The sequence below is a fragment of the Streptomyces sp. NBC_01803 genome, assembly GCF_035917415.1.
Classification (GTDB): domain Bacteria; phylum Actinomycetota; class Actinomycetes; order Streptomycetales; family Streptomycetaceae; genus Streptomyces.
On the sequence record NZ_CP109073.1, the window covers coordinates 1,490,912 to 1,513,192 of the forward strand.

Below are 22,281 nucleotides of genomic sequence, written 5' to 3' on the forward strand. Positions count from 1 at the left end.
ACACCCCGCCGCCCGAGGGCGGGGGGTGTGCGGTGGTGTGTCGCGCGCTAGCGGACCTCGGAGATCTCCGGGCCGCGGCGGAGCTGGTCCAGACCGCCGGCGAAGCGGGAGACGGTGCCGCCCTCGGCGGCCTCCTCCTTCTTCACGCCGTCGGGGACCATCTGGGCGTCCTGCGGCAGCTTGAGGACGATCGGGTCGCGGGGCGCCATGGGCGAGTCGCCGCGGACCACGACGGTGTCCCGGAAGATCTGCTCCAGCAGGCCGGCCGCCTGCGGCTGGACCGCGCCCTGGCCGGAGATGACGCCGCGCAGGAACCAGCGCGGACCGTCCACCCCGACGAACCGCACGACCTGCATGCCGCGCTTGCCGTCGGGAAGCTGCACCGGCACCCGCGCGCGCAGCTCCCAGCCGAGCGGACCCTCGATCTCGTCGATCACACCGCCCTGCTGAGTGATCCCGGCGGCGATCTCCTCGCGGACCTCGGACCAGATGCCCTCGCGGCGCGGCGCGGCGAACGCCTGGAGCTGCACGGCGCTGTCCTTGACCACCACGGTCGCGGCGACGATCGCGTCCCCGGCCACCTCGACGCGCAGCTCCATGCCCTGCACACCGGGCACGAACAGGCCCCCGAGGTCGACCCTGCCCTCGGACGGCTTGCCGACCTCGCTCACGTCCCAGGGGCCGTCCGGCCGAGGGGCCGGCTCCAGCCTGACCCGGCGCACCTCTTCCTCGTCGGGCTCGCCGGGAGCCTCCTCCTCAGCGGTGGCCTCGACCGCTTCCTCGGGCTCCTCGTTCCGCTTACGACGACGTCCGAACACGTCATTGTCCTTTCCGGTCGGCAGTCCCGCCGGGACCGACCGCAGCGTAGGGGTGGTGCGCGCCGGTGTGCCCGCCCGTGGAGCCGAAACCGCCCGTGGCCCGCGCCGATCCCGGCAGCTCCGTGACCTCGTGGAAACGCACCGTCTCCACCCGCTGGACGACGAGCTGGGCGACCCGGTCGAATGGCTGGAACCGAACGGTCTCCCGCGGGTCCAGATTGATCAGGATGACCTTGAGTTCCCCACGGTACCCGGCGTCGATGGTCCCGGGCGCGTTCACCATGGCGACTCCGCAGCGGGCGGCGAGGCCGGAACGCGGATGCACGAAGGCGGCGTACCCGTCGGGGAGGGCGATCGAAACCCCGGTGGGCAGGACCGCGCGCTCGCCGGGAGCCAGCTCCGCGGCCTCGGTCGTCACCAGGTCGACGCCGGCGTCACCGGGGTGGGCCCGGGCCGGGATCGGGACCGCCGGATCGGTCCGCCGGATCAGCACGTCAACCGGGGCTCTGCTGTGGGCACTCACGATGCAGACCCTACCGCCGTCGGCGGGACCCGGAGGCGAGCCTGCCATGCTTGGCCATATGAAGCCGTATGACGAGCGACTGACCGTTCCGAGGGCCTGGTGGGCGATCACCGCGCTGGGTGTCGTCCTGCTCGGGGTCGCCCTGGCGCCACTCGGGGCGGTCCCGCTGCTGTGCGGGCTGGCGGCTGGCGGGGCGCTCGCCGGCGTCGCGCTGAGCACCTATGGCTCGGCGCGCATCCGGGTGGTGGCCGACTCGCTGATCGCGGGCCAGGCCAGGATCCCACTCACCGCCCTGGGCGAGGCCCGGGCGCTCGACGCCGATGAGGCGCGCGCCTGGCGCACCCACCGTGCGGATGCCCGGGCTCATATGTTGCTACGGGCCTATATTCCGACAGCCGTACGGGTCGAGGTGACGGACCCGGCCGATCCGACGCCCTATCTGTATCTCTCGACCCGCCGCCCCGACCGCCTGACCGCGGCCCTGACCGCTGCCCGCCGCCCGGACGCGGTCTAGCCCCGGTCCGGGCGGTCCACTCACGCCGCGCAGTCGCGGCAGACCGGCTGACCGTCCTTCTCACTCGCGAGCTGGGACCGGTGGTGTACCAGGAAGCAGCTCATGCAGGTGAACTCGTCGGCCTGGCGCGGCAGCACCCGGACGGACAGCTCCTCGTTGGAGAGGTCGGCCCCGGGCAGCTCCAGGCCCTCCGCCTGCTCGAACTCGTCCACGTCGACCGTGGAAGCGGACTTGTCGTTCCGCCGGGCCTTCAGCTCTTCGATGCTGTCCTCGTTGACGTCATCGTCGGTCTTGCGTGGAGTGTCGTAGTCGGTTGCCATTTCGTTCTCCCCCTCCGGGTGTCTTTGGTATCTCCAGCGCACGTAACGCGCGGGGGGTCCGACTTTGTGCCCGACCCGAGGCGGAGATTTTGCCTCACATCAAGTGGTGTTACTCAATCGACACCCAACCGAACGCCTGAAGAGGTGATCATTCCGGCTGCCGATCGGACCGCGGACTGGCGAAAAAGCCTGCTACGGCCCCTTTGGGCCCGCTTCCGCGGGCATGTGTATGTGATTGATCACATCTCTCTCTTTCCCGTCCCGACCTGCCCTCAGACCGGAATCGCCACCCGCATGACGAGCCCGCCGGACTCCCGGGGCTCGGCCACGACATAGCCGCCGTGGGCACGCGCCACCGATCTGACGATGGACAGCCCGAGACCGACTCCCTTGTCGCTACCCGTGCGCTGCGTGCGTAGCCGCCGGAAGGGCTCGAACATGTTGTCGATCTCATACGCGGGCACCACCGGACCCGTATTCTCCACTACGAGAACCGCCTGCCCTGGCCTGACCTCCGTGTCCACGCGCACCCAGCCGCCTTCGGGAACGTTGTATCGCACCGCGTTCTGCACCAGGTTCAGCGCGATCCGCTCCAGCAGCACGCCGTTGCCCAGGATGTGGACCGGCGGGCGGACGCCCCGCAGCGCCACGCCCCGGGCGTGGGCCTCGCCCCGGGTCTGCTCGACGGCCTGACCGGCCACCTCCGCCAGGTCCACGGGCTTCCGGTCCACCAGCTCGTTCTCGCTGCGGGCGAGCAGCAGAAGGCCCTCCACGAGCTGCTCGCTGCGCTCGTTGGTGGCGAGCAGGGTGTTCCCGAGCTGGATCAGCTCCGTGGAGGCGTCCGGGTCGGAGAGCTGGACCTCCAGCAGCGTGCGGTTGATCGCGAGCGGGGTGCGCAGCTCGTGCGAGGCGTTGGCGACGAAGCGCTGCTGCGCGGTGAACGCCCGGTCGAGCCGGTCCAGCATCTCGTCGAAGGTGTCCGCCAGCTCCTTGAGCTCGTCGTCGGGACCGTCGAGCTCGATCCGCCGGTGCAGGTCGGAGCCGGCCACCCGGCGGGCGGTGCGGGTGATCCGGCCCAGCGGGGAGAGCACCCGGCCGGCCATCACATAGCCGAACGCGAACGCCGCCACCGCCAGCCCCAGCAGGGCGAGGAGCGAGCTGCGCAGGAGCTGGTCGAGGGCGATGGCGCGCTGAGTGCCGGTGCACTCCTCGAACCACGCCTTGAACTCCTCCTTGGTCACCGACTCGGGGAGCGGAGCGCAGACGTCCGAGACGATCGTCACGTCCGTCTGCATGTCGTTGAACTCGAACGGCAGGGCCGTGCCGCGGTCGAGGGACTGGGCCGCCAACAGATAGATGATCGTCAGCAGCACGACCCCGGCGATCAGGAACATCCCGCCGTACAGCAGGGTGAGCCGGATGCGGATCGTGGGCCGGAGCCAGCTGTGCGGCTGATCCGTCTCGCGCGGGTCCCACGGCGGCTTCGGCGGGGCCGCGGGCATCGGCGGGGTGAGGGGGCTGGGAGAGGGCGATGCTGCCATGGCTCAGACCCGGTACCCCGCGCCGGGGACGGTGGTGATCACGGGCGGATCACCGAGCTTGCGGCGCAGCGTCATCACCGTGACACGGACCACGTTGGTGAAGGGGTCGGTGTTCTCATCCCACGCCTTCTCCAGGAGCTGCTCGGCCGAGACGACCGTGCCCTCGCTGCGCATCAGGACCTCCAGCACCGCGAACTCCTTCGGCGCCAGATTCACCTGCCTGCCCTCCCGGAAGACCTCCCTGCGGTTCGGATCGAGCCTGATCCCCGACCGCTCCAGCACCGGTGGCAGCGGCGCGGTGGCGCGGCGGCCCAGGGCACGGACCCGGGCGATCAGCTCACTGAAGGCGAACGGCTTCGGCAGATAGTCGTCCGCGCCGATCTCCAGGCCCTCCACACGGTCGCTGACGTCGCCCGAGGCGGTGAGCATCAGCACCCGCGTCGCGCGCCCGCTGCCGACGATGTGGCGGCAGACGTCGTCCCCGTGAATGAGGGGGAGATCGCGGTCGAGGACGACCACGTCGTAATCGTTGAGATCGACGCGCTCCGTCGCGGCGGCCCCGTCGTAGACCACGTCCACCGCCATGGCTTGGCGGCGCAACCCGGTGGCCACGGCGTCAGCGAGCAACTGCTCGTCCTCCACCACCAGTACGCGCACGTCCTGTCCTTCCTCATCAAGTCGGGACGGGATCCTGGCCGGCCGCCCCGGTCCATCCTGCCCTGACCCCCCGTAAACGACCGGTAAGGGGACGACGGGGACGGCTCCGCGGTGATTCTTGTTGCCGGGAGGTTTCCGCTGTGAGCGCATCGGGGAGGAAGCTCCACAACCCCGCGACCACCCCCTTGTAGGCGGTAAGCCACCCCCTGCGCTGCCGACCGTTCCACGGGGTCCGCTGTGGTCGCACCCACCCTCGGCACTCCCCAGTGCCGCCGATCGAAGACGAGGGGGCGCACCTTGGACGCGTTCACCGCTGGAATCCTGCAGCGCATCGAGAACACCGAGTCCGATCTGCACCGCGCTCGTGAGGCCGGAGATGTGTTCACGATGGATGTGGAGCAGGCCGAGCTGGACGACCTGCGCCGACTGGCGGCAGAGCACGGCGTGCACATCGGCTGAGGCCGTCTGACACATCGACGACAGAGCGCCCCCGGGCTGGTCCCGGGGGCGCTCTGTCGTGCCGTGCGGGGGCGCGACCGTGCCGCCCTCCCCGGCCGTGGGGTCAGTCGTGCCAGGCGCCGAGCTCGTCCAGGAACGGCTGGAGCACGGCGAAGACGCCGGGGCTCGCGGCGACGGTCAGGTCCCCGCCCGGCCGCTGCCCCACCCGGCCGCCGGTCAGCGCGCCGGCCTCCCGGGCGATGAGGTCGCCGGCGGCCAGGTCCCAGGGGGCGAGACCGCGCTCGTAGAAGCCATCCAGCCGGCCGCAGGCCACGTCGCACAGGTCGACGGCGGCCGACCCCGAGCGGCGGATGTCGCGGACCCGGGGGATCAGCCGGTGGGCGACGGCGGCCTGTGCGGCGCGGACGGTGGCCACGTAGTTGAAGCCGGTGCCGATCAGCGCCTGCTCCAGCGGCGGCGACGGGCGCGGGCGCACCGGCTCGGGGGCCGCGTCCGGCCGCAGCCGTTCGGCGCCGCCGCCGCGCACGGCCCGGTAGGTCTCGCCGCGCATCGGCGCCTCGACCACGGCGGCCACCACCTCGCCATCCACCTCGGCGGCGATGGACACCGCCCACTGGGGCAGCCCGTAGAGATAGTTGACGGTCCCGTCGAGCGGGTCGATGACCCAGCGCACGCCGCTGGTCCCGCCGCTGACGCCGCCCTCCTCGCCGAGGAACCCGTCGTCCGGGCGCCGTTCGGACAGGAAGCCCGTGATCAGCTTCTCGGCCGCGATGTCCATCTCGGTGACGATGTCGATCGGGCTGGACTTGGTGGCCGCCACGCCCAGGTCGGCGGGACGGCCCTCGCGCAGCAGTCGGCCCGCCCGCCCGGCGGCCTCCTGGGCCAGCGCGAGCAGCTCTCCGGCGAGTCGGTCGGGGGACGGCCGGTCGGCCGCGGCTCGGTCAGGCATGGCGCGGTGCTCCTCCACTCGGGCGTACGTCACGCATACGGGCTGTCGGCGCCCGCGGCGGCGGGCTTGAGCAGGCGGCCCGGGCAGCAGCCCACCGGGCAGACGTCGTGGCCGGGGCCCAGCGCGCCCCGCGCGGGGCGCCGGGGCGTCTCGCCGCGCTCCTCGGCCGCCCGCTCCAGCACCAGGTCGCGCACCGCCGCCACGAAGCGTGGGTCGGCGCCGACCGTGGCGGACCTGACCACCGGCATGCCCAGCTCCTCGGCGGTCGCCGTGGCCTCGGTGTCGAGGTCGTACAGCACCTCCATGTGGTCCGAGACGAAGCCGATCGGGACCATGACGGCGCCCGGGACTCCCTTGGCGTGCAGGGCCCTGAGGTGGTCGGAGATGTCCGGCTCCAGCCATGGGATGTGCGGCGCGCCGCTGCGCGACTGGTAGACCAGCTCCCACGGGTGGTCGATGCCGGTGGCCTCGCGCACCGCGCGGGCCACGACGCGGGCGGCGTCCAGGTGCTGGGCGACATACGCCCCGCCCGCGGGACCGTGCTCGACCGGCGGGCCCGAGGCCTCCGCCGCGGCCTCCGGGATGGAGTGGGTGGTGAACGCCAGGTGGGCGCCGTCGCGCGCCTCCGGGGGAAGCGTCACCAGGGCGGTCAGCACGCCATCGATCACGGTGTCCAGGAAGCCCGGGTGGTTGTAGTAGTGCCGCAGCTTGTCGACGCGCGGCAGGTCCGCGCCCTCGGCCTCCAGCGCCGCCAGGGCGCCCGCCAGGTCCTCCCGGTACTGCCGGCAGCCGGAGTAGGAGGCGTAGGCGCTGGTGGCCAGGGTGAGGACACGGCGGCGGCCGTCGGCGGCCATCTCGCGGACGGTGTCGGTGACGTACGGCGCCCAGTTCCGGTTGCCCCAGTAGACCGGCAGGTCCAGACCCTGCTCGGCGAAATCGGCGCGGAGCGCGTCGAGCAGCGTCCGGTTCTGCTCGTTGATCGGGCTGACGCCGCCGAAGAGGTTGTAGTGGGCGCCCACTTCGGCCAGCCGCTCACGCGGGATGCCGCGCCCCCGGGTGACGTTCTCCAGGAACGGCAGGATGTCGTCCGGGCCTTCGGGGCCGCCGAAGGAGAGCAGCAGCAGGGCGTCATAGGGATGCGGGTTGAGCGCGCGGTCCATGTCTCCGCATCCTGCCACGGGCGGCCCGCCTCCCGCCCGGCGCCAATGGCCCGGGCGGAGGCGCCCGCGACCCCCGATTCGCCCGTTCGGCCGTATGCACACAGTCCCTGCACGTCATCCCCGCAAGTGGCTTCCGTCACGTGGTGATAGACGGGCTTTTGGGGCTTCCGCGAGCCTTGCGGCCCATGTCTGCCGTGTGCCGACAGGCCAACTCCCTTGCTCGGGGAGAACTTCACCGGCGCCGCACCCCACCCCCGCGGGCCCTAATGGAGTAGTGTGAAGCTCCCTTGGTCCTGGTTCCTGCGGTCCACGCGCGTGCACCGACGCTCGCGCCGGTCACCGCACGTGGCAAAGTGGTGACTGTGCCACAACCGCGGCTCAAGACCATGGCCCGACACGCCGGGCAAGTCGGCAAGGTTGTGGCAGGCTGCGCCCGGGCAAGTCACACTCGTCTAGCGGGAGCAGCGACGTAGGTGACGTCGGCAGGCACCACCGGGAGGTCCTCGTGCCCGAACTGCGTGTCGTGGCCGTGAGCAATGACGGCACACGCCTGGTGCTCAAGGCTGCCGACAACACGGAATACACGCTTCCCATCGACGAGCGGCTGCGCGCCGCCGTCCGGAACGACAGGGCGCGGCTCGGCCAGATCGAGATCGAGGTCGAGAACCACCTGCGCCCGCGCGACATCCAGGCGCGGATACGAGCCGGTGCGACGGCCGAAGAGGTGGCCCAGTTCGCCGGCATCCCCGTGGAACGGGTGCGCCGCTTCGAGGGTCCCGTGCTGGCCGAGCGGGCCTTCATGGCCGAGCGGGCCCGTAAGACGCCGCTGCGGCGTCCCGGCGAGACCGCCGGGCCGCAGCTCGGTGACGCGGTCACCGAGCGCCTGATGCTGCGCGGTGCCGAGAAGGACGCCGTCCGCTGGGACTCCTGGCGGCGCGACGACGGCACCTGGGAGGTGCTGCTCGTCTACCGGGTGGCCGGCGAGACGCACTCGGCGAGCTGGGCCTACGACCCGCCGCGCCGTCTGGTCCAGGCGGTGGATGACGAGGCGCGCTCGCTGCTGGGCGAGACGGACGACATGCCGGAGCCGAGCACGCCGTTCGTGCCGCGCATCGCCCGGCTGCCGCGCGACGGCGAGCGACCGCCGGCGCCGCGCGTGTCCAGCGAGAGCGACGCCGACTCGCTCACCAGCCTGCTGGAGGCCGTCCCGAGCTTCCGCGGCGACCTGGTGGTGCCCGAGCAGGCCGGACCGCCCGCGGCGGCCTCGGTCACCGCGCCGTCCGGGGACGAGGCGGAGGCCGAGGACGAAGAGGCGGCGGTGCCCGCGCCGGCGGCCAGCGCGGGATCCACCTACGCGGACGTGCTCATGCCGCGCTCCGTGGGCGGACACCGCGACCGGCTGACGGGCAGCACCGACCGCCAGGCCGAGGCGGACGGCGTCCGCCCCGGCCGCCGGGCGGCCGTGCCGAGCTGGGACGAGATCGTGTTCGGCACCCGCCGCAAGAAGAAAGACTGAGCGGGGCCGGTCAGCCCGGCTCCGGGCCCCTGGCGACGGGGCGCCCGGGGTCGGCGGTCCACTCGCTCCACGACCCCGGGTAGAGGGCCGCGTCGACTCCCGCCACGGCGAGCGCGAGGATCTCGTGCGCCCCGGAGACCCCCGAGCCGCAGTAGACGCCCACCGCGGCGCCCGGTACCGCGCCCAGCTCCGCGAACCGCGCGGCCAGCTCCGCCGCCGACCGGAGCCGGCCGTCCGGGCCGACGTTCTCCGTGGTCGGCGCCGAGCGGGCGCCGGGGATGTGGCCGCCGACCGGATCGATGGGCTCCACCTCGCCGCGGTACCGCTCCCCCGCCCTCGCGTCGAGCAGCACCCCGCTCCTGGCCAGCCGGGCCGCCGCCGCCGCGTCGAGCACGGGCAGCGCCCCCGGCCGCGGCGTGAAGTCGCCCCCGGCGGGCTCGGGCACCTCGGTGGTCAACTCGCCGTCCCACGCCGCCAGCCCACCGTCCAGCACCCGCACCCGTTCGTGGCCGGTCCAGCGCAGCAGCCACCAGGCCCGCGCCGCGCCCCACCCCTGGCCGCCGTCGTAGATCACGACCGGGCGCCCGTGCGAGACACCCGCCCGGCGCATCGCGGCCCCGAAGACCTCCAGGTCGGGCAGCGGATGCCGACCGCCGGGACCGGGCGGAGCGGCGAGCTCGGAGTCCAGGTCCACGTAGACAGCGCCCGGCAAGTGGCCCGCCGCGTACGCGGGCCGGCCGGGCGGGCCGCCGAGCTGCCAGCGTACGTCGAGCAGGACGGGCCGCCCGGGCGGCGCGTTGCCGGGGGCCAGTTCGGCGCGGAGTCCGGCTGTGGAGATCATTGCTGTCATGGGGGCCATTCTCTCCGTGTTCGGGGGGAGACTGGTCTGTGCGAATAAACGGCAGTGGCGCGATTGTCCTACAGGAGAAGAGACAAGGATGACCGAAGCAGCGAGTCCGCCGGTTTCCGGCACGCACCGCTGGGTAAGTCTGATGGTCCATGACCTGGCCGCGAGCCAGGAGTTCTACCACTCCCTGTTCGGCTGGGAGTTCGAGGAGGGGCCGGCGCAGCTCGGCCCCTACGTGCAGGCACTGCTGGACGGCCATCCGGTCGCCGGACTCGGTGAGATCGCGCAAGGGGTGCGGCGGCTGGTCACGTGGCTGCCGTACATCGCCACCAGGGACGCCGACGCCACGGCGATGCTGATCCGCGACTGCGGTGGCACGGTGGCGGTCGGCCCGCTCGATGTCGACCAGGTCGGCCGGCTGGCCATAGCCGCCGACGTGGGCGGCGCGGCGTTCGGCATCTGGCAGGGCGGGCCGCGCAGGCACGGCCCGTTCCAGGGCCCGGCCGGCGCTCCCTGCTGGAACGAGCTCATCGCCGCTGACACCTCGGGTGTCAGCAAGTTCTATTCGGTGGTCTTCGGGTACGACACGGTGCCCGTGCCGGGAGCGCCCGCCGACCTGGACTACCTGGCGCTGCACCTCGACGGCCACAAGGTCGCCGGTATCCGCGGCGTGGGCGGCGCCCTGCCGCACGACCGGGGCCCGCACTGGCTGACGTACTTCTCGGTGCCGGACGTCGACGAGGCCCTGCGCCGCGTCGTCGCCCTCGGTGGCCGACAGCTCAGCGAGCCGGAGGATTCCTCCTTCGGGCGCTGGGCCCGGGTCACCGACCCCGAGGGCGCACCGTTCGCGGTGCTCCGCCCCGCACGATAAGGCCGCGGCGGGCCGGTGGAGTGACCCGCCCGGGTCCGACTACACCGGCCCGCCCCGGGCCCGGCCGAGCTGCGGAGGGACATCGGCCGGGAGCACGTCCGGGGAGAGCACTCCCGCGCCCGCCGCCACGGCGGTCAGCCGACGGCGGTGGTGTCTGCGGCACAGCACCTCGTAGCCGACCTCCCCGCGCGCGCCCACGTCCCCCACATCGCCCACGACCACCTGCGCGCCCTCGACCACCATCCGGCCGCCGACCGTGCGGGCGTTGTGCGTGGCCCGCGCCCCGCACCAGCACAGCGCCTCGACCTGGAGCACCTCCACCCGGTCGGCCAGCTCGATCAACCGCTGCGAGCCGGGGAAGAGCCGGGTCCTGAAGTCGGTCGTGATGCCGAACGCGAAGACGTCGATGCCCAGGTCGTCCACGACCCGCGCGAGCTGGTCGACCTGCGCGGGCGACAGGAACTGGGCCTCGTCGGCGATCACGTAGTCCACGCGCCCGCCCGCCGTCAGGTGCCGCACCAGGTGGGCGTGGAAGTCGAAGCCCTCGTCGGCCTCGATCGCGTCGGTGACCAGGCCGAGCCGGGAGGACAGCTTGCCCTCCCCGGCCCGGTCGTTGCGGGTGAAGATCATGCCCTGAAGGCCGCGGGCCGAGCGGTTGTGCTGGATCTGCAGGGCCAGCGTGCTCTTCCCGCAGTCCATCGTGCCGGAGAAGAAGGCGAGTTCAGGCAACGGAACGGGCTCCAGGTCAGGTTCGTACTTCGAGCAGCGGAACGAGCTGCTCGGCCGGGGTCACCGAGCCGTGCATGCCGATGAGGGCGGACTCGTGGGGCTCCGAGACGCTCGCGACGACGCTCGACGTGCCGGTCATCGCCACCACGACGTCGCCGATGCGGGAGCGCACGCGCGGCTCCACCCCGGCGCCGGGCGGCCCGAACCAGCCCAGCTCCACCGCCTCGTCGCGGGTCGCCACCCAGGCGTGCCCGGCCAGCACCTCGCGCCAGACCGCGTAGACGTCGGGGGCGGCGCCCGGCACCGCGTACACGTGGCGGGCGCGGCCCTCGCCGCCGAGGCGGGCGACACCGGCCCGCAGCTCCCAGTCGTCGTCGAAGTCGAACCGGGCCTCAGCGGTCGGCGGCACGTCGACCATGCCGTGGTCGGCCGTGACGTACAGCACCGAGCGCGGGGGCAGCCGCTCCGCCAGCCGCTGGGCGAGCCCGTCCACATACCGCAGCTCGCCGCGCCAGGCGTCGGAGTCCACGCCGAGCCGGTGACCGGTGGCGTCCAGCTCCGCGTAGTAGGTGTAGACGAGGGCGCGGTCGGCCGCCGCGAGCCGGCGCGCGGCGAGGTCCATGCGCTCCCCCGCGTCGAGCCGGCCGAGGAACGTGCCGCCGGAGAGCGCGATCCGGGTGAGCGGCGTGCGCTCGAAGTGGGGGGCGGATACCTGGGCGGCGGCGACGCCCGCCGCGTGCGCGAGCTGGAAGACGGTGGGGTGCGGCTGCCACAGCGCGGGGTCCGTCCACGGGTCCCAGCGGAGCTGGTTCATCAGCTGGCCGGAGGCCGGGTCGAGCACCTTGTACCCGGCCAGGCCGTGCGCGGCCGGGGGCAGCCCGGTGCCCACGGAGGCGAGCGAGGTGGCCGTCGTGGAGGGGAATCCGGCGGTGATGGGCTCACCGGCGCCGGCCCGCGAGGTGGGGAGCAGGGAGGTGAGGAACGGGGCCGCCTCCGGGTGCGCGCGCAGCGCCTCCCAGCCGAGCCCGTCGATGAGGAAGAGGCAGACCCGGTCGGCGGGCGGCAGGGCGAGCCCCGAGGTCATGCCGGGGACCCCGAGACCGGCCGCGGCGGCGGGCAGCACGTCGGCCAGCGACGCCGATCCGTACCGCGGCGCGGGAGCCCCGCGCGGATCGAGCGGCACGGGATCGTGGGCGGGGTGGGCCAGGGACGAGGAAGCCTCCCGGCTTCCCCCGGACGTGGGGAGCGTCACCTGCCGGTCACCGCGGTCGCCTCGGAGAGGGCCTGCGCGAACTCCAGCGTCTGGCGCACCGTCTCCGGGCCGTCACCCGCCTCGCTGATGCGCAGGGAGAGGTCGTCGGCCGTGGTCGAGCCCGTGTAGCCGTGGTCGGCCTCGCAGTTGGGGTCACCGCAGCTCGCGGGCTCCATGTCGATACGGGAGACGGCGCCCCAGCCGATGGTGAGCACGACCTCCCGGGGCACCGTGCCCGGCACGTACGACTGGGGATCGGCGACGACGCGGCTGATCACCACGGAGGAGATCCGGGAGAGCTTCACGGACTCCGTGGAGGTGGTGGCATAGGGCGCGGGCGCGGTGCTGTCCGCGGACTGCTCGTCGGTATGGCTCACGATGAAGCGGGTGCCGGTCAGCACCAGGACCGTGGCGTGCCGACGGACCTCGTTGCTGTCGAAGGTCGTCTCCTGATGGACCAGGAAGGAGACGACGGGCTCCCGGCCCACAGCGGCCTCCACCGCCTCGGCGACCAGCGCGGGGTAATACCCACTGCGCTCGATCGCCTCCCGCAGCCCCTGGGACGTCGTACCGGTCTTCGCCATGAGCCCCATCCTAAGGGGCGGCCCCGACGGCCGAGGAGCCGTCGGGCGGTCAGTACGCCGGGAGGCGACGCGGGCCCAGGTCCGCGCGCGGTGGCGGCGGCGCCACCCACACCGTCGCGGCCAGCGCCGTCGCGCCGCGCGAGCCGACGACGACCGGCTCCAGCTCGACGACGGAGATCTCGGGCCGGTCGTCGACCAGGCGCCCCAGGCGCAGCAGCAGCTCCTCCAGCGCCGCGGTGTCGACCGGGCGCGCACCGCGCCAGCCGAACAGCATGGGGGCGGCGCGGATGGAGCGGACCAGCTCGGCGGCGTCCCGGTCGGTGACGGGCAGCAGCCGGTGGGCGAGGTCGCCGAGCAGCTCGGAGGGCGGTCCGGCCAGGCCGAAGGAGAGAACCGCGCCGATGGCCGGATCGACGGTGGCCCGCACCACGGTGTCCACGCCGCGCGGCGCCATCGCCTGGACGACCGGCTGGAGCTCGGCGGGGCTGCCGAGCTGCCGGGTCAGCTCGGCGTAGGCGCCGCGCAGTTCGGCCTCGGTGGCGATGCCGAGCCGGATGCCGCCCAGATCGGACCGGTGCCGCAGCTGGGGGGCGGTGGCCTTCAGGGCCACCGGGAAGCCGATCCGGCGGGCCGCCGCGGCGGCGGCCTCCTCGTCGGGGGCGGGCAGCGCGGACAGCAGCGGGATGCCGTAGGCGCCGAGCAGGAGGCGGGTGCGCTCCTGGCCGACGGGGGTGCCGGGGCCGCCCGGCGCGGCGAGGACGGCCGGTACCGCGGGCGCGGCGGGGCCGATGAGGTCGGCCAGCAGCCGGGCCGCGACGTGTTCGTGGATATCGTCGAACTCCGGAACGCGGCCCGGCGCGGCGGCCTTGGCGCGCCACTGGGCGTGCCGGACGGCCTGGGCCAGGGCGCGGACGGCCCGTTCGGCGGACGGGTAGGCGGGGATGCCCTGGACGTTGAGCGCGGCGGCCAGCTCTTCCAGGGCGAGGTGGGTGACGACCACGGGCTTGTCGGCCTTGGCGTCGGCGACGGCGGTGTGCAGGGCGGCCATCAGGTCGAGGTCGTGGGTGACCCGGGTGTCCTCGCCGACGATCGGCAGCGCGGTGACCACGACGGCGTCGACGCCCGGGTCGGCCAGGGCGCCGGACAGCGCCCGGTGGTAGTCGGTCGGGGTCGCCCCGGAGCCCAGGCTGGCCAGCGGCAACGGGCGCAGGCCCTGGGCGCGGCAGGCGTCGTGGGCGATCAGCCCGAGCGCCTCGGCGTTGCCGACGACGGCGACGTTCGGGCCCTGGGGCAGCGGCTGGCGGGCGAGGAGCAGCCCGGTGTCGACGAGTTCGACGGCGGTGTCCACCTCGATGACGCCGGCCTGGCTGAGCAGCGCCGAGACGGTGCTGTCGGGGGTCCGCCCGGCCGGGACGGCGTGGCCGTGCGGCGGGGCGCCACCGCTGTGCCGTCCGCCGCGCACCACGACGACCGGCTTGCCCGCGGCGGCGGTGCGGCGGGCGATGCGGGTGAACTTCCGCGGGTTGCCGACGGATTCGAGGTACATGAGGACGACGTCGGTGGCCGGGTCCTCGTACCAGTGCTGGAGCGCGTCATTGCCGGACAGGTCCGCCCGGTTGCCGGCGGAGAGGAAGGTGGACAGGCCGGCGCCGCGCCGTTCCAGCTCGTCCAGGACGGCGATGCCGATGGCGGCGGACTGGGTGAACAGGCCGATCCGGCCGGCGCTGGGCAGGCGGGGCGCGGGGCTGGCGTTGAGCCGGACGGAGGGCGCGGTGTTGATCACGCCGAACGCGTTCGGCCCGATGATCCGCATGCCGTACGAACGGGCCAGGTGCACCAGCTCGCGCTGCTCCTCCCGGCTGTGCCCGGCGGCCAGCACCACCACGCCCTGCACCCCGTGCTCGCCGCACTCGGCCACGACTTCGGCCACCCGGTCGGCCGGCACGGCGAGCACGGCCAGGTCGACGGGGGCGGAGATGTCCCGCACGGACCGGAAGGCGGGCACGCCCTCCAGCACGGTCCGGTCCGGGCCGAGGGCGGCGTTGACCGCGTACACCTCACCGGTGAAGCCGCCGCCGAGCAGGCCCGCGAGCACGGTGCGCCCGGCGCCGCCGGGGCGGCGGCCGGCACCGATGACGGCGACGCTGCCGGGGGCCAGCAGCCGCTGCACGGATCTGGCCTCGGCGCGCTGCTCCCGGGCACGCATCACCTCGACGGACGCGGCGGTGGGCTCCAGGTCGAGGGTGAGGTGGACGGAGCCGTCGGCGAAGCTGCGGCGCTGGGAGTAGCCGGCGTCCGTGAACACCTTGATCATCTTGTTGTTGGCGGGCAGCACCTCCGCCTCGAAGCGCCGGATGCCGCGCTCCCTGGCGACCGCCGCGATGTGTTCGAGGAGGGCGGAGGCCAGGCCCCGGCCCTGGTGGGCGTCCTGGACGAGGAACGCGACCTCCGCGCGGTCGGCGTTCCCGGAGGCGGCCCGCCCCTCCTCGTCCACCCGGTCGTAGCGGACGGTCGCGAGGAACTCGTCGCCGACCGTGGCGGCCAGCCCCACCCGGTCCACGTAGTCGTGGTGGGTGAATCGGTGCACGTCGCGGGCGGAGAGCCGGGGGTAGGGCGCGAAGAACCGGTAGTACTTCGACTCGTCGGACACCCGCTCGTAGAAGCTCACCAGCCGGTCGGCGTCCGCCGGGGTGATGGGCCTGATGTGCGCGGTGCCCCCGTCCCGGAGCACCACATCGGCTTCCCAGTGGGCCGGGTAGTGAGGCAGGGCGGGTGTCCGCATGGCTTCAGCGTACGGTTGACCACGTCCGGACGGGACCCTCGGTGCCCCGTCCACGGCGACCACTCCGCAACCCGAACCACCCCGGAGGGCAACACATGGCCGAGCGCCGCGTCTCCATCGGCTGGGCCGAAGGGCTACACGCCCGTCCCGCCTCGATCTTCGTCCGCGCCGCGACCGCCACCGGCGTGCCGGTGACCATCGCCAAGAAGGGCGGCACTCCCGTGAACGCCGCCTCGATGCTGGCCGTTCTCAGCCTCGGTGCCGAGGGCGGCGAGGAAGTCGTGCTGGCTTCCCCGACCGACGACACGACGGCCGCCGAGGCCGCTCTCGACCGTCTGGCGAAGCTCGTTTCCGAAGGACTTGAGGAGCTTCCGGAAACCGTGTGAACGAATTGTTCGCGGCACCCGGGAATTCTGGGCAGCAGAATTCCCGGGCCGCATTCCATCAAAGGAATTCGCAGCCCTTATTCTCCAGGTGTATACGGTCGCTGTTAAATCTGGCCGCGAACCGTGTTTACGGCAGGTTTCGGGCTCCTCACGGCGACCGAGCGAAACTGGCGGCGGGTCGGCGTCGCCCGTTCGAGCTGGGCCGCCGACAGGGCCCGCGCCCGCTCCGCGTCACCGCGCGCGATGGCGTCCACCAGGGCGCCGCGCTCCTGCCAGACCACCACGGCCCGGGAGACCGGCTCCGCCGCGTACAGCCAGGTGATCTTGCGCCGCAGCTGCACCAGCAGGGCCGTGAGGCCGGGACTGCACGTCGCCTGGGCCACCGTCTCGTGGAACCAGTCGCCCAGCGACCGCAGGTCCGCTTCCTGTCCCTGGCCTGCGCGCTGACGCCCGAGCCGGACGAGCCCGCGCAGGACCTTGAGGTGCGCCTCGGTGCGCCGCTGCGCCGCCCGGGCCGCGCCCAGCGGCTCCAGCAGCGCCCTTATGTCCAGCAGGTCCGCCGCCTCGCGGTCGCCGAGCTGCGCCACACAGGCCCCGGCGTGGCGCCGGGAGACGACGAAGCCCTCGGACTCCAGCGTGCGCAGCGCCTCGCGCACCGGGACCCGGGAGACGCCGTACCGCTGGGCGAGCTGCTCCTCGGCCAGCCGCGTGCCGGGTGGCAGGACTCCACCGACAATGTCGTCACGGATCGCCGTGCATACCGTGTGCGCGGAGATACGCATGAACAAACCCCCACTGACATAGCCGGCGTCAGCCCTGTTGCATTACTACCGGGTCACTAACCCGAACTGTATGGCAAAAACCCCGGTATGCCGATACCGCCCCCCGAAAACCCACCGATTTTCGGCCGTGAACACGGAAGCTCCGCGGAGGTACGGCCACGAATACGGACAGCGCGGGCCCCGGGCGGCGTGCGCCCGGGGCCCTTGTGAGCTTCTCGCGCGCCGGTCAGCCGCCGACGACGGTGACCTCGCCGATTCCGAGGTCCCGGACCGGCCCCGCGATCTGCTCGGCGTCCCCGACGAGCACGGTCACCAGCCCGTCGGCGGGCAGCGCCCGGACCACGGCCGCGGACGCCTCCACCGCGCCGGTCTCGGCCAGCCTGGCGTACAACCGCGCCTGGTAGTCGTCCGGCAGTTCCTCCTCGACCTGGTCGGCCAGCGTGCCCGCCACCGCCGCCGCCGTCTCGAAGCTGAGCGGCGCCACCCCCACCAGGTACTGCACGGCCGCGTCCCGCTCGTCGTCCGTCAGCCCCTCGGCGGCCAGCGTGCGCAGCACCTGCCACAGGTCGGCCAGCGCCGGGCCGGTGACGTCCGTGGCCACCGAGCCCCGGATGCCGAGCAGCGCCAGACCCGAGCCGTCCGCACTGGAGCGCAGCACCTGGCTGAACGCGCGGATGCCGTACGTGTAGCCCTTTTCCTCGCGCAGCACCCGGTCCAGCCGGGAGGTGATCGTGCCACCCAGGCAGTAGATGCCGAGCCGGCGCGCGGGGTACACCGGGTCGTGCCGGTCGGGGCCGGTCCGCCCGATGAGGAGCTGGGTCTGCACCGCGCCCGGACGGTGCACGATGACGACCCGGGCGGCGTCGTTCACATCGGCCGACGACCAGACGGGCGGCTCGGCGGCGGACCCGGTCCACGTGCCCAGGGTCTCCTTGAGCGCCGCGTCCAGGTCGATCCCGGTGAGGTCGCCGACGACGACGGCGGTGGCCGCGGCGGGCCTGATGTGCGCGTCGTAGAAGGCGCGCACCGCCTTGGCGTCGATCCGCTCCACGGTCTCCGCCGTGCCCTGCCGGGGCCGCGACATCCGGGACTCGGCCGGGAACAGCGCCGCGTACAGCGCCATCGCCGCGCGGCGCCCGGGGTTTGCCAGCTCGTGCGGGATCTCGTCCAGCCGGTTGCGGACCAGCCGCTCGATTTCGCTGTCCGCGAAGGCGGGGGCACGCAGCGCGTCGGCGAGGAGCCCGAGCGCCTTGGTCAGCCGGGAGGCGGGGACCTCCAGCGAGACGCGCAGACCCGCGTGGTCGGCGTGGGCGTCGAGCGTGGCGCCGCAGCGTTCGAGCTCGGCGGCGAACTCCTCGGCCGTGTGCTTGTCGGTGCCCTCGTTGAAGGCACGGGCCATGATGGTGGCCACGCCCTCCTGCCCCTGTGGCTCCGTCTCCAGCGGCGCGGTCAGGTTCATCTCGACCGCGATGACGCGCTGGCCGGGCCGGTGACTGCGCAGCACCGTCAGCCCGTTGGGCAGGCTGCTCCGCTCCGGTGCCGGGAACGCCCACGGCCTGGGCTCCCCGCCCACCGGCCGCGGGTGGAGTGGCGTGGTGGTGGCGTCCGTCACTTGTCCGCCCCTTCGGTGTCGGAGTCGGTCGACTCGGTGGTGTCCGTCTGGTCCCCCTGATCCGCCTGCTCGGAGGGCCCGGTCGGCTCGTAGACCAGGACCGCGCGGTTGTCCGGGCGGAGCTGGGCGACGGCCACCGCGCGCACCTCCTCGGGAGTGACCTCCAGGACGCGCCGCACGGCGGTGAAGGCGAGCGTCGGGTCACCGAAGAGCACGGCGAACTTGCACAGCTCGTCGGCCCGGCCGCCGACCGTGGCGAGCCGGTCCAGCCACTCGCGCTCCAACTGGGCCTGGGCGCGCTCCATCTCCTCCGGCGTCGGCCCCTGCTCGGCGAACCGCGCCAGCTCCTCGTCCAGGGCCGCCTCGATGTCCGCGATCTCCGCGTCCCCCGAGGTCTTCACGTCCAGCCAGCCCATCGAGGGCGCGCCCGCCAGGCGCAGCAGGCCGAAGCCGGCCGAGACGGCCGTGCGGTCCCGCCGCACCAGCCGGTTGTGCAGCCGGGACGACTCCCCGCCGCCCAGCACGGTCAGCGCCAGGTCGGCCGCGTCGCCCTCCCGGGTGCCGTCGTGGGGCAGCCGGTAGGCCGCCATCAGCGCCCGCGCCGGGACGTCCTCGCGGACCAGCTCGCGCAGTTCCGCGCCGATGATCAGCGGCAGCGTGCCGTCGCGCGGCGGGCGCTTGCCGTCGTGGGCGGGGATCGAGCCGAAGTACTTCTCGGCCCAGGCCAGGACCTGTTCCGGGTCGATGTCGCCGACGACCGCCAGGACGGCGTTGTTGGGCGCGTAGTAGGTGCGGAAGAACTCCCGGGCGTCCTCCAGCGACGCGGCGTCCAGATCGGCCATCGAGCCGATCGGGGTGTGGTGGTAGGGATGCCCCGCCGGGAAGACCATGGCGGTGAGCTTCTCGAACGCCGTGCCGTAGGGCACGTTGTCGTACCGCTGGCGGCGCTCGTTCTTGACGACGTCGCGCTGGTTCTCCATGGACTCCTCGTCCAGCGCCGACAGCAGCGTGCCCATCCGGTCCGCCTCCAGCCACAGGGCCAGTTCGAGCTGGTGGGCGGGCATGGTCTCGAAGTAGTTGGTGCGTTCGAAGCTGGTGGTCCCGTTGAGCGAGCCGCCGGCTCCCTGGATGAGCTCGAAGTGCCCGTTGCCCTTCACTTGGGCCGAGCCCTGGAACATCAGGTGCTCGAAGAGGTGCGCCAGTCCGGTGCGGCCCTGGACCTCGTGCCGGGAGCCGACGTCGTACCAGAGGCAGACGGCGGCGACCGGGGTGAGGTGGTCCTCGGAAAGCACCAGGCGCAGCCCGTTGGCCAGTCTGTGCTCGGTGGCGGTGAGCGCGCCGGCGGTGTCCTGCGGGATGGCCGTGTGGCCCATGGGCATGAGGTCCCTTCGCTCGGACGGTCGAGGTGTACGTCACCTTATGCAAGGTGAGCCGGGGTGTGCGAAGTTCCCGGTTGTCAGTGGGGCGGTCCACAATGGTCGCCAGCAACCCCGCCCGCCCCTACGAAGGAGCCTGCCGCGATGGCCCGCCGCAGCACGAAGTCCCCGCCTCCCGAGGCATTCGAGGAGCGCATCCTCGACATCGACGTCGTCGACGAGATGCAGGGCTCCTTCCTGGAGTACGCCTATTCCGTCATCTACTCCCGGGCGCTGCCGGACGCGCGGGACGGCATGAAGCCGGTGCACCGCCGGATCCTCTACCAGATGCACGACATGGGGCTGCGGCCCGAGCGCGGCTATGTGAAGTGCGCCCGCGTGGTCGGCGAGGTGATGGGCAAGCTGCATCCGCACGGGGACACCGCGATCTACGACGCGCTGGTGCGGATGGCCCAGCCGTTCTCGATGCGACTGCCCCTGGTGGACGGCCATGGGAACTTCGGTTCGCTGGGGAACGACGATCCACCCGCCGCCATGCGGTACACGGAGTGCCGGTCCGCGCCGGCGGCCGGGCTGATGGTGGAGTCGATCGACGAGGACACGGTCGATTTCGCGCCCAACTACGACGGCAGCGAACAGGAGCCGGTGGCGCTGCCCGCCGCCTATCCGAACCTGCTGGTGAACGGGGCGAGCGGGATCGCGGTCGGCATGGCGACGAACATGCCACCGCACAACTTGACGGAAGTCATCGCGGCGGCCCGGCATCTGATCCGGTATCCGAACGCCGACCTGGCCGCGCTGATGCGCTTCGTGCCCGGGCCGGATCTGCCGACCGGCGGCCAGGTCGTCGGGCTCGACGGGATCAGGGACGCCTACGAGACGGGCCGGGGCACGTTCCGGATGCGGGCCACGGTGACGGTGGACAAGGTCACCGCCCGGCGGCGCGGACTGGTGGTGACGGAGCTGCCGTTCATGGTCGGCCCGGAGAAGGTCATCGCCAAGATCAAGGACCTGGTCAACGCGAAGCGGCTGCAGGGCATCGCGGACGTCAAGGACCTGACCGACCGGGAGCACGGGCTGCGCCTGGTCATCGAGGTGAAGAACGGCTTCAACCCCGAGGCGGTGCTGGCCCAGCTCTACAAGCTGACGCCGATGGAGGAGACCTTCGGCATCAACAACGTGGCGCTGGTGGACGGCCAGCCGCTGACGATGGGCCTGCGGGAGCTCCTGGAGGTCTATGTCGACCACCGCTTCGAAGTGGTGCGGCGGCGCAGCGAGTTCCGCCGCCGCAAGCGGCGGGACCGGCTGCACCTGGTCGAGGGTCTGCTCGTCGCGCTGGTCGACATCGACGAAGTCATCCGGATCATCCGCTCCAGCGACAACGCGGCGGCGGCCAAGGAGTCCCTCATCGCGCGCTTCGGGCTCTCCGAGACGCAGACGCAGTACATCCTGGACACGCCGCTGCGGCGGCTGACGCGGTTCGACCGGCTGGAGCTGGAGTCGGAGCGCGACCGGCTGACCGGGGAGATCGAGGAGCTGACCCGGATTCTCGACTCGGACGCGGAGCTGCGGAAGCTGGTCTCCGCGGAGCTGTCCGAGGTCGCCAAGAAGTACGGCACGCCGCGCCGCACGCGGCTGCTGGAGTCCGAGGGCGACCGGGCCGAGGCGGTGCCGCTGGAGGTCTCCGACGACCCGTGTCGCGTGCTGCTGTCCTCCACCGGGCTGCTGGCGCGGACGGCGGACGGCGACATGTCGTTCGAGAGCGGCGGCAGGAGAGGCAAGCACGATGTGATCGTCTCCGCGGTGCCGTCCACCACGCGGGGCGAGGTCGGCGCGGTGACGTCGACGGGCCGGCTGCTGCGGCTGGCCGTGGTGGACCTGCCCCCGCTCCCGCGCGGCGCGTCGGCGCCGAGTCTGGCGGGCGGGGCGCAGCTCTCGGAGTTCCTGTCGCTGGGGGCCGACGAGCGGGTGGTCTGCCTGACCACCCTGGACGAGTCCTCCCCCGGCCTGGCCATCGGCACCGAGCAGGGCGTGGTCAAACGGGTGGTGCCGGACTACCCGGCGAACAAGGAGGAGCTGGAGGTCATCACCCTGAAGGAGGGTGACCGGATCGTGGGCGCGGCCGAGCTGCACACCGGCGAGGAGGACCTCGTCTTCATCACCAGCGACGCGCAGTTGCTGCGGTACCCAGCCTCGCAGGTCCGCCCCCAGGGCCGGCCGGCGGGCGGTATGACGGGGGTCAAGCTCGCCGAGGGCGCGCGAGTCATCTCGTTCACGGCCATCGATCCGGCGGGCGACGCGGTTGTGGTCACGGTGGCGGGCGGCAGCGGCACGCTGGACGACTCGCTGGGGACGGCCAAGCTCACACCGCTCGACCAGTATCCCCGCAAGGGGCGGGCCACGGGCGGGGTCCGCTGCCAGCGGTTCCTGAAGGGCGAGGACCGGCTGACGTTCGCCTGGGCCGGGGCCGTGCCCGCGCGAGCGGCCACGGCCGCCGGCGCCCCGGTGGACCTGCCGGAGCCCGATCCGCGCCGGGACGGCTCGGGGACGCCGCTGGCGAAGGCGATCGCGGTGATCGCCGGGCCGGGGTAGGGCCGGGCCGG

At 73.1% G+C, this 22,281-nt stretch carries 21 protein-coding genes; 6 read left to right on the top strand and 15 right to left on the bottom strand.

From position 1 onward, the window contains the following. Nucleotides 1-47: 47 nt before the first annotated feature. Both OIE51_RS06235 and dut read right to left on the bottom strand, forming a co-directional pair. A complete protein-coding gene (locus tag OIE51_RS06235) occupies nt 48-818 on the bottom strand; it encodes a DUF3710 domain-containing protein (RefSeq protein WP_326596131.1) in 771 nt (256 codons plus the stop codon). Nucleotide 819: 1 nt separating this feature from the next. After that, nucleotides 820-1,341, bottom strand: coding sequence for a dUTP diphosphatase (dut, locus tag OIE51_RS06240; protein WP_326596132.1), 522 nt, complete (start codon nt 1,339-1,341; stop codon nt 820-822). Between the two features lie 58 nt (nt 1,342-1,399). Between dut and OIE51_RS06245 the strand changes: the two genes are divergently transcribed. Beyond that, nucleotides 1,400-1,855, top strand: a complete 456-nt coding sequence (locus tag OIE51_RS06245) for a DUF3093 domain-containing protein (protein WP_326596134.1) — start codon at nt 1,400-1,402, stop codon at nt 1,853-1,855. Nucleotides 1,856-1,875: 20 nt separating this feature from the next. On the opposite strand, the gene OIE51_RS06250 is transcribed toward OIE51_RS06245, so the two are convergent. The 3 genes from OIE51_RS06250 to OIE51_RS06260 form a co-directional block, all read right to left on the bottom strand. Beyond that, nucleotides 1,876-2,175, bottom strand: a complete 300-nt coding sequence (locus OIE51_RS06250; RefSeq protein ID WP_059011443.1) for a DUF4193 domain-containing protein — start codon at nt 2,173-2,175, stop codon at nt 1,876-1,878. Nucleotides 2,176-2,447: 272 nt separating this feature from the next. After that, the gene (locus OIE51_RS06255; protein WP_326596136.1) at nt 2,448-3,716 is read right to left on the bottom strand and encodes a sensor histidine kinase; all 1,269 of its coding nucleotides are present in this window, start codon (nt 3,714-3,716) and stop codon (nt 2,448-2,450) included. A 3-nt stretch (nt 3,717-3,719) separates the two neighbouring features. Further along, nucleotides 3,720-4,373 carry a response regulator transcription factor gene (locus OIE51_RS06260; RefSeq protein ID WP_326596138.1) on the bottom strand — a complete coding sequence of 218 codons (654 nt, stop codon included), beginning with the start codon at nt 4,371-4,373 and terminating at the stop codon, nt 3,720-3,722. Between the two features lie 297 nt (nt 4,374-4,670). Here OIE51_RS06260 and OIE51_RS06265 point away from each other — a divergent pair, with 297 nt between their 5' ends. After that, complete coding sequence (locus OIE51_RS06265; RefSeq protein WP_326596139.1) at nt 4,671-4,832, top strand: hypothetical protein; 162 nt, start codon at nt 4,671-4,673, stop codon at nt 4,830-4,832. Nucleotides 4,833-4,935: 103 nt separating this feature from the next. Here OIE51_RS06265 and OIE51_RS06270 read toward each other — a convergent pair whose 3' ends face one another. Both OIE51_RS06270 and OIE51_RS06275 read right to left on the bottom strand, forming a co-directional pair. Then, nucleotides 4,936-5,781, bottom strand: coding sequence for an inositol monophosphatase family protein (locus OIE51_RS06270; RefSeq protein WP_326596141.1), 846 nt, complete (start codon nt 5,779-5,781; stop codon nt 4,936-4,938). Nucleotides 5,782-5,810: 29 nt separating this feature from the next. Continuing rightward, a complete protein-coding gene (locus OIE51_RS06275) occupies nt 5,811-6,941 on the bottom strand; it encodes a ferrochelatase (protein WP_326596143.1) in 1,131 nt (376 codons plus the stop codon). 505 nt (nt 6,942-7,446) lie between these two features. On the opposite strand from OIE51_RS06275, the gene sepH reads away from it, so the two are divergent. After that, nucleotides 7,447-8,457, top strand: a complete 1,011-nt coding sequence (gene sepH / locus OIE51_RS06280) for a septation protein SepH (protein ID WP_326596144.1) — start codon at nt 7,447-7,449, stop codon at nt 8,455-8,457. Between the two features lie 10 nt (nt 8,458-8,467). Here sepH and OIE51_RS06285 read toward each other — a convergent pair whose 3' ends face one another. Then, complete coding sequence (locus OIE51_RS06285) at nt 8,468-9,307, bottom strand: sulfurtransferase (protein ID WP_442811872.1); 840 nt, start codon at nt 9,305-9,307, stop codon at nt 8,468-8,470. An 88-nt stretch (nt 9,308-9,395) separates the two neighbouring features. On the opposite strand from OIE51_RS06285, the gene OIE51_RS06290 reads away from it, so the two are divergent. Next, nucleotides 9,396-10,175 (top strand): VOC family protein, encoded by a 780-nt coding sequence (locus OIE51_RS06290; RefSeq protein ID WP_326596146.1) that lies wholly within the window; start codon nt 9,396-9,398, stop codon nt 10,173-10,175. Between the two features lie 39 nt (nt 10,176-10,214). Here the strand turns inward: OIE51_RS06290 and OIE51_RS06295 are convergent, their stop codons facing one another. The 4 genes from OIE51_RS06295 to OIE51_RS06310 are packed head-to-tail and all read right to left on the bottom strand — an operon-like array spanning nt 10,215 to nt 15,522. Continuing rightward, complete coding sequence (locus OIE51_RS06295; RefSeq protein WP_326596148.1) at nt 10,215-10,904, bottom strand: thymidine kinase; 690 nt, start codon at nt 10,902-10,904, stop codon at nt 10,215-10,217. A 16-nt stretch (nt 10,905-10,920) separates the two neighbouring features. After that, the gene (locus OIE51_RS06300) at nt 10,921-12,111 is read right to left on the bottom strand and encodes an alkaline phosphatase family protein (RefSeq protein ID WP_326600519.1); all 1,191 of its coding nucleotides are present in this window, start codon (nt 12,109-12,111) and stop codon (nt 10,921-10,923) included. A gap of 41 nt (nt 12,112-12,152) precedes the next feature. Continuing rightward, complete coding sequence (locus OIE51_RS06305; protein ID WP_326596149.1) at nt 12,153-12,740, bottom strand: DUF5998 family protein; 588 nt, start codon at nt 12,738-12,740, stop codon at nt 12,153-12,155. 49 nt (nt 12,741-12,789) lie between these two features. After that, nucleotides 12,790-15,522, bottom strand: a complete 2,733-nt coding sequence (locus tag OIE51_RS06310) for a bifunctional acetate--CoA ligase family protein/GNAT family N-acetyltransferase (protein WP_326596150.1) — start codon at nt 15,520-15,522, stop codon at nt 12,790-12,792. A 95-nt stretch (nt 15,523-15,617) separates the two neighbouring features. Here OIE51_RS06310 and OIE51_RS06315 point away from each other — a divergent pair, with 95 nt between their 5' ends. Continuing rightward, nucleotides 15,618-15,908: an HPr family phosphocarrier protein gene (locus tag OIE51_RS06315; RefSeq protein ID WP_326596151.1), complete on the top strand. Its 291-nt coding sequence runs from the start codon at nt 15,618-15,620 to the stop codon at nt 15,906-15,908. 104 nt (nt 15,909-16,012) lie between these two features. On the opposite strand, the gene OIE51_RS06320 is transcribed toward OIE51_RS06315, so the two are convergent. The 3 genes from OIE51_RS06320 to OIE51_RS06330 all read right to left on the bottom strand — a co-directional run bounded on the left by OIE51_RS06320 (nt 16,013) and on the right by OIE51_RS06330 (nt 19,681). Then, entirely contained in the window at nt 16,013-16,690 is a 678-nt protein-coding gene (locus OIE51_RS06320; protein WP_326596152.1) for a GntR family transcriptional regulator, read from the bottom strand. A 226-nt stretch (nt 16,691-16,916) separates the two neighbouring features. Then, nucleotides 16,917-18,302 (bottom strand): M16 family metallopeptidase, encoded by a 1,386-nt coding sequence (locus OIE51_RS06325; protein ID WP_326596153.1) that lies wholly within the window; start codon nt 18,300-18,302, stop codon nt 16,917-16,919. Then, nucleotides 18,299-19,681, bottom strand: a complete 1,383-nt coding sequence (locus OIE51_RS06330) for a M16 family metallopeptidase (RefSeq protein WP_326596155.1) — start codon at nt 19,679-19,681, stop codon at nt 18,299-18,301. Before OIE51_RS06330 ends, OIE51_RS06325 begins: the two co-directional genes overlap by 4 nt. Nucleotides 19,682-19,822: 141 nt before the next feature. On the opposite strand from OIE51_RS06330, the gene OIE51_RS06335 reads away from it, so the two are divergent. Continuing rightward, nucleotides 19,823-22,270, top strand: coding sequence for a DNA gyrase/topoisomerase IV subunit A (locus OIE51_RS06335; RefSeq protein ID WP_326596157.1), 2,448 nt, complete (start codon nt 19,823-19,825; stop codon nt 22,268-22,270). Nucleotides 22,271-22,281: the final 11 nt, after the last annotated feature.